A 6,834-nucleotide genomic window follows, 5' to 3' on the forward strand; every position below is an offset into this window, starting at 1 on the left:
CAGAAAGATGCGCCCGGGACCGCGTGCAGATGGGCGACACAGAGTGGTCCGGCCGATCAAAGGCTTCTGCTACGTGATATCGAAAAAACCGGTTCAAAACAGTGCCACCAATGCCATAACAGCCAACACCGCCATGCAAGCCCAGCCAGCCACATAGAAAACCGAACGTACACCACTGTGCGGTTTGCCGATGCCGCGCAGGTGAACCACCAGCATGGCAACTCGGGCCACCAGAACCAGCGAGGCAAACAGGTTCACCCAGAACGGGCTTGCCCCGGCAAGAACGGCCGCGACCGTCACGGCCAGAAAGGCGGGCAGCGTTTCGGTCCCGTTGAGGTATGCGCGGTTCAGACGATAGGCCTTGTCCGCATAATCCTGCTCAGGCGTGGCGCCTGGAGCCAACCCCTTGCCAGCCTTAGCCAACGCCGAGAACGGCGACAATGCCAGAACAATCAGGGTGAAGATCACCAGCGAGGCAATCGCGTGCGAATATGCTTCAAAGACTTCCATCTGCCTTACTCCGCCGCCATGGCGCCCATACGACCTGTTTTCTGGGCCTTGATGCGTTCTTCAACCTCTTCGCGGAAATTCTTGATCAGGCCCTGGATTGGCCAAGCGGCCGCATCGCCAAGCGCGCAAATGGTGTGCCCTTCGACCTGTTTGGTCACATCCCACAGCATGTCGATTTCTTCCAGCTCGGCCTCACCCTTCACCAGACGATCCATGACGCGCATCATCCAGCCAGTGCCTTCACGACAAGGCGTGCACTGGCCACAGCTTTCGTGCTTGTAGAATTTCGACAGCCGCCAGATCGCTTTGATGATGTCCGTGGATTTGTCCATCACGATCACCGCAGCCGTGCCCAGACCAGAGCCCAACTCACCCCGCAGATAGTCGAAATCCATGATGGCGTCGCGCATGTTTTCTCCGCGCACGCAAGGAACCGAGGACCCGCCCGGAATCACGGCCAGCAGATTGTCCCAGCCGCCGCGAATGCCGCCGCAATGGGTTTCGATCAGTTCCTCGAAAGAAATCGACATCGCGTCTTCGACGACGCAGGGGTTGTTTACATGGCCCGAGATCGCAAACAATTTGGTGCCTGCGTTGTTCTGGCGACCAAAGCCTGCGAACCAGTCCGCGCCCCGCCGCAGAATGGTCGGGACCACGGCGATGGATTCCACGTTGTTCACAGTGGTCGGGCAGCCGTACAGTCCCGCACCCGCCGGAAACGGAGGCTTCATGCGCGGCATGCCCTTCTTGCCCTCAAGGCTTTCGATCAGCGCAGTTTCCTCTCCGCAGATATAGGCGCCTGCCCCATGGTGAAGGAACAAGTCGAAATCCCACCCCGATCCAGCAGCGTTTTTGCCCAAAAGACCGGCGTCGTAAGCTTCGTCAATCGCGGCCTGAAGCGCCTCGCGCTCACGGATGTACTCGCCCCGAATGTAAATATAACACGTATGCGCATTCATCGCGAACGATGCGATCAGGCAACCCTCGATCAGCGTGTGGGGATCATGGCGCATAATCTCGCGGTCTTTGCAGGTGCCCGGCTCGGATTCATCCGCGTTCACTACCAGATAGGCGGGGCGACCGTCGCTTTCCTTGGGCATGAATGACCATTTCAAACCGGTCGGAAATCCCGCACCACCGCGACCACGCAATCCTGAGTCTTTCATCGTCTGAATGATCCAGTCACGCCCCTTGTCGATCAGGCCAGCGGTGCCGTCCCAATGCCCCCGGGCCTGCGCACCTTTGAGCGTGCGGTCGTGCATCCCGTAGATGTTGGTAAAGATCCGGTCCTGATCCTTCAGCATCGCTAGTTTACCCTTCGCTGTCCTGGCGCATGCGCCAGAGTTGAAAAATGTTGATCACCGCATAGATGAGACCGGCAAGCGCCGCGAAATCGAAAAGCAACGCATAGCGAGCTTCCAATTTCAATGCGGGACCGATGAACAGCGACAGCGCAAGCCATGCCAGCATGGTCACCGCAATGACCAGTCCGATGTGGCGACCCTTTCGGGCAATGGCGAGTTCCTTGTCCGTGTCCATCTCGTCCGGCTCATCCCGACGCCCCCTGGAGGGAACGCCACTCATTCTCGTTTTTTCGGGCTACTCCTCGTAGATCCCGTTTTTCTTGGCGCGCTTGGCGAAATCGGTTTCCTCACCCGTCGCCAGCTTAGCTGCCTGTTCGATCCAACCATCGCGCTCGATCCGGCCCTTGAACTTGAGCCGAGCATCGACCCAGGCCACTTGTTCCGGTGTCCAGGCAGCAATCTGGTCATAGTGATAGAAGCCCAGTTCGTTGAGCGTCTGCTCCAGTTTCGGCCCCACGCCTTTCAGCAGCTTCAAGTCATCAGCCTTGCCACCCCGAGCCTCTTTCAGGATTTCAGGTTCGTCTTCCTTGACTTCGGTTACTTTGGGTTCGGCCGCCTGTTTGACTGCCGGTTTCGGTGCGGCTGGGGTCTTGGGCGGCTTGGGCGCAGCCTTGGCTCCGGCAGCCTTGCCATCTTTGCCCAGCCAAGGTGTCAGCAGTGGTACTTCAGTGCCGTCGATACGTTTGACGGTGTCCCCGATATCGCTCGCCAACTGAACGCTCGCGTTGTACTGGGTTTTGCCGCTGTCATAATCGGTCAGACTGGTCAGACCTTTGAGCGGCTCAGCCGCATAGCGACCATTCTGCGGGCCCGGCGTCGGAACTTTCCCCGCCACCAGATCATCAAGGATCCTGCCAAAGCTCTCAACGGTCAGGTCTTCGTAGTAATCCTTGCCGATCTGCGCCATCGGCGCGTTGGTGCACGAGCCGAGGCATTCCACCTCTTCCCAGCTCAGCTTGCCATCGGCGGACAGCATGTGTGGCTTGGCCGCGATCTTCTCCTTGCAGACAGCGATCAGATCCTCGGCCCCGCAGATCATGCAGGACGTCGTGCCGCAGACCTGAATATGCGCAACCGATCCAACCGGTTGCAGTTGGAACATGAAGTAGAACGAGGCCACCTCGAGCACACGGATATAGGCCATGTCCAGCATGTCGGCGACGGATTCAATCGCCGCACGGCTCAGCCAGCCCTCCTGCTCTTGCGCGCGCCACAGCAGCGGAATGACCGCGCTGGCCTGACGGCCTTCGGGGTATTTGGTGATCTGCGCTTCGGCCCATTGCTGGTTGGCAGCGGTGAAGGCAAAGCTCTCAGGTTGTTCGGGGTGCAGACGGCGGAGCATTAGCGGTCAATCTCTCCAAATACGACGTCCATGGTGCCGATGATGGCGGCGACGTCGGCCAGTTGGTGGCCTTTGGCTACGTGGTCCATGGCTTGCAGGTGCAGGAAGCCCGGCGCGCGAAGTTTGGCGCGGTAGGGTTTGTTGGTTCCGTCGGCGACCAGATAGACACCGAACTCACCCTTGGGGGCCTCAACGGCAGCATAGACCTGACCGGAAGGAACGTGGAAGCCTTCGGTGTACAGTTTGAAGTGATGAATCAGACTTTCCATCGAGGTCTTCATGTCCGAGCGCTTCGGCGGGGTGATTTTGCCACGCGCCAAAACGTCACCGGGGCAGTCGCGGATTTTGGCAATGGCCTGACGGATGATCAGCAGCGATTGGCGCATCTCTTCCATGCGGACGAGATAGCGGTCATAGCAGTCGCCGTTTTTGCCAACGGGGATCTGGAATTCGAACTCGTCATAGCATTCATAAGGTTGCGCGCGGCGCAGGTCCCATGCCAGACCCGATCCACGCACCATCACGCCCGAGAAGCCGTATTTCTGAATATCATCCTCGGTCACCACGCCGATATCGGCGTTGCGCTGTTTGAAGATGCGGTTTTCGGTCAGCAGCCCGTCAATGTCATCTAGGACATTGGGGAATTCGTGGCTCCACGCCTCGATATCGTCCAGCAGTTCCGGCGGCAGGTCCTGATGTACACCACCCGGACGGAAATAAGCGGCGTGCAGGCGGGCGCCGCAGGCACGCTCATAGAACACCATCAGCTTTTCGCGCTCTTCGAAGCCCCAGAGCGGCGGCGTCAGCGCACCCACGTCCATCGCTTGCGTTGTCACGTTCAGCAGGTGGTTCAAGATGCGCCCGATCTCGGAATACAGAACCCGGATCAGAGAGCCACGTCGCGGCACCTCGACACCGGTCAGCTTTTCGATGGCCAAACACCAGGCATGTTCCTGGTTCATTGGTGCCACGTAATCCAGACGGTCAAAATACGGCAGGTTCTGCAGATACGTCCGGCTTTCCATCAGCTTTTCGGTGCCACGGTGCAGCAGGCCGATATGCGGATCACAGCGCTCAACGATCTCGCCATCCAACTCAAGCACCAGACGCAAAACTCCGTGCGCCGCAGGATGTTGCGGGCCAAAGTTGATGTTGAAGTTGCGGATCTTCTGTTCTCCGCTCAGCGCGTCCGTGCTGCCGTCATCGTATCTTGAGCCGTCCATCAACGCCCTCGTCTGTTCTTTTTCGCATCAGCCCGTACGCGGACTTTTTTCGTCTCGACAGCCTTAACCGCAGCGCCCGCCAGCAGGACCCCAAGCACACCCAGTGCGATCAGTTCCCCCAACATCATCAGCATCTCAACGGCGCTCCAGTTCTTGCAACTTCAGGCCCATCCACCACAAAAGCGCAATCGTACCGAAGGGGATCAGGCAAGCCAGGCACCAATATTTGTTGATCCCGAAGAACGGTAACAGCTTGACCATCGGAATGATCGTCAGCGCGGAAAGGATCAGCCACCAGATGCCACCCATCACTTGCTCTCCTGTTTCTCGTCCCCCGGCAGAACATAATTGGCACCCTCCCAGGGGCTCATGAAATCGAACTGCCGGTATTCCTGCACAAGGTCTACAGGTTCATAGACGACGCGTTTTTGCGCCTCATCATAGCGGACCTCTGTGTAACCTGTGGTCGGGAAGTCTTTGCGCAGAGGGTAGCCGCGGAATCCATAGTCGGTGAGAATGCGACGCAGATCGGGATGGCCGGAAAACAGGATTCCGAACATGTCGAAGACTTCCCGTTCGAACCAGTTGGCCGAAGGGTGCACATCCACGATCGAAGGCACCATGTCATCCTCGCGGACCGACACCTTCAAACGGATGCGCTGATTCTGGTACATCGACAGAAAGTGATAGACCACGTCGAACCGCTTGCCGCGATCGGGGTAATCAACGCCTGCGATGTCCACCAGGCTGGAAAACCTGCAATTGGGGTCGGACTTCAGGAAATCGATAAAATCGACCAGATTGGAAGGGGCAACATCCACATTGAGTTCGCCAAAGCTCACATCCCAGCCCAGAACACAATCAGGGCGTTTGAGTTCGATATGGGTCCCGAGTTCGTTCAATGTTTCGCTCATCGTACAATCGTCCCCGTGCGGCGAATCTTGCGTTGCAGTTGGAGCAGACCGTAAAGCAGCGCCTCGGCAGTCGGCGGGCAACCGGGAACGTAGATGTCAACCGGAACAACCCGATCACAACCGCGCACCACCGAATAGGAATAGTGGTAATAGCCGCCACCATTGGCACAGGACCCCATCGAGACCACATAGCGTGGCTCGGGCATCTGGTCATAAACTTTGCGCAACGCCGGGGCCATCTTGTTGGTCAGAGTTCCGGCCACGATCATCACATCCGACTGGCGTGGGGACGCGCGTGGCGCGATGCCGAACCGCTCGGCATCGTAACGCGGCATCGACGTATGCATCATTTCCACAGCACAGCAGGCCAGGCCAAAGGTCATCCAATGCAGACTACCCGTACGCGCCCAGTTGATAATATCCTCGGTCGAGGTCAGCAAGAAGCCCTTGTCCTGCAATTCCGCGTTCAGGGCCCGGGTCGCGACTTCCTTGTCGACATCAGCTGTGTTCGCCCCTGTCATTATTCCCATTCCAGGGCCCCCTTCTTCCATTCATAGGCAAAGCCGATGGTCAGTACCGCCAAAAACACCATCATCGACCAGAACCCGACGTCGCTGATGTCTTTAAAGCTCACGGCCCACGGAAACAGCATTGCGATTTCAAGATCGAAGATGATGAAAAGGATCGACACCAGATAAAAGCGGACGTCGAATTTCATCCTCGCATCGTCGAATGCGTTGAAACCGCATTCATAGGCACTTACCTTTTCGGGGTCGGGGTTGCGGACAGCCAGAACGACAGCCGCGAGAATCAGGACGATTCCAAGGCCGACAGCGACGGCCAGAAAAACCAGGATCGGGAGGTATTCCCGCAACAGCTCTTCCACGAATGGCTCCTTTCCTGCACGTCCACCTTTGAACGTGCCGTCAATTTGCGAGTTGACTGGACATTCTCTACCCCTGCCGGGTCAGAGGGTCAACCAAGCGCGAACGCGACAGGCAGGTTAAATCGCCGCGTTAGGCACCGGGTTTATCGAATGTTTTCGCAAATACCGGTTTGCACGCAATAGAAGTGAAACCTACGTGATCCATGCAGGTTTTCTTTTGTCGAAGAACGCCGCGATTCCCTCCTTCGCTTCTTCGGTTTCCCACCTGTCCACCAAAGCCTGAATCGTCCGGTTGATCACATCTTCGTCGATCCGTGGTCCCAGTTGTCGAGCGAGCCGCTTGGCAGATGCAACGGCGCCAGGTGCACAGGCAAGGTATGGGGTCACCTCTCTTTCAACCGCTTCGGACAGTTTATCTCCCCGTACTGCCTTTGCCAGCAGCCCCAATTCAACAGCTTCATTGGCATCGAAAAGACGAGCCGACATGAACACCCGTCTCGCCCTCGCCTCTCCCATTCGGGCGATAACATAGGGACCGATGGTTGCCGGGATCAGCCCCAAACGCGTCTCGGTCAGGCCCATTTTCAGAATATCA

The 6,834-nt window shown here is 57.7% G+C and carries 10 protein-coding genes; all 10 read right to left on the minus strand.

Translation table 11 applies throughout. The features are described 5' to 3' along the window. Window positions 1–93: 93 nt before the first annotated feature. Window positions 94–510, minus strand: a complete 417-nt coding sequence (locus AC2FNB_RS20080; protein ID WP_496748557.1) for an MAPEG family protein — start codon at window positions 508–510, stop codon at window positions 94–96. A 5-nt stretch (window positions 511–515) separates the two neighbouring features. After that, window positions 516–1,814 carry an NADH-quinone oxidoreductase subunit NuoF gene (gene nuoF / locus AC2FNB_RS20085; protein ID WP_496748558.1) on the minus strand — a complete coding sequence of 433 codons (1,299 nt, stop codon included), beginning with the start codon at window positions 1,812–1,814 and terminating at the stop codon, window positions 516–518. A gap of 7 nt (window positions 1,815–1,821) precedes the next feature. Next, window positions 1,822–2,049, minus strand: coding sequence for a DUF5337 domain-containing protein (locus AC2FNB_RS20090; RefSeq protein ID WP_496748563.1), 228 nt, complete (start codon window positions 2,047–2,049; stop codon window positions 1,822–1,824). 60 nt (window positions 2,050–2,109) lie between these two features. Further along, window positions 2,110–3,216, minus strand: a complete 1,107-nt coding sequence (gene nuoE, locus AC2FNB_RS20095; protein WP_496748559.1) for an NADH-quinone oxidoreductase subunit NuoE — start codon at window positions 3,214–3,216, stop codon at window positions 2,110–2,112. Continuing rightward, the gene (locus AC2FNB_RS20100; RefSeq protein ID WP_496748560.1) at window positions 3,216–4,439 is read right to left on the minus strand and encodes an NADH-quinone oxidoreductase subunit D; all 1,224 of its coding nucleotides are present in this window, start codon (window positions 4,437–4,439) and stop codon (window positions 3,216–3,218) included. The genes nuoE and AC2FNB_RS20100 overlap by 1 nt, the downstream gene beginning before the upstream one ends. Window positions 4,440–4,574: 135 nt before the next feature. Continuing rightward, window positions 4,575–4,748: a hypothetical protein gene (locus tag AC2FNB_RS20105; RefSeq protein ID WP_480749287.1), complete on the minus strand. Its 174-nt coding sequence runs from the start codon at window positions 4,746–4,748 to the stop codon at window positions 4,575–4,577. Next, the gene (locus tag AC2FNB_RS20110) at window positions 4,748–5,353 is read right to left on the minus strand and encodes an NADH-quinone oxidoreductase subunit C (RefSeq protein WP_496748561.1); all 606 of its coding nucleotides are present in this window, start codon (window positions 5,351–5,353) and stop codon (window positions 4,748–4,750) included. Before AC2FNB_RS20110 ends, AC2FNB_RS20105 begins: the two co-directional genes overlap by 1 nt. Further along, window positions 5,350–5,883, minus strand: coding sequence for a NuoB/complex I 20 kDa subunit family protein (locus AC2FNB_RS20115; protein WP_480749285.1), 534 nt, complete (start codon window positions 5,881–5,883; stop codon window positions 5,350–5,352). The genes AC2FNB_RS20110 and AC2FNB_RS20115 overlap by 4 nt, the downstream gene beginning before the upstream one ends. Next, window positions 5,874–6,239: an NADH-quinone oxidoreductase subunit A gene (locus AC2FNB_RS20120; RefSeq protein ID WP_480749284.1), complete on the minus strand. Its 366-nt coding sequence runs from the start codon at window positions 6,237–6,239 to the stop codon at window positions 5,874–5,876. Before AC2FNB_RS20120 ends, AC2FNB_RS20115 begins: the two co-directional genes overlap by 10 nt. A gap of 192 nt (window positions 6,240–6,431) precedes the next feature. Continuing rightward, a partial coding sequence (locus tag AC2FNB_RS20125; protein WP_496748562.1) for an enoyl-CoA hydratase-related protein occupies window positions 6,432–6,834 on the minus strand: 403 nt, incomplete at its 5' end.

It is taken from the genome of Ruegeria sp. BHSB058 (assembly GCF_059613285.1).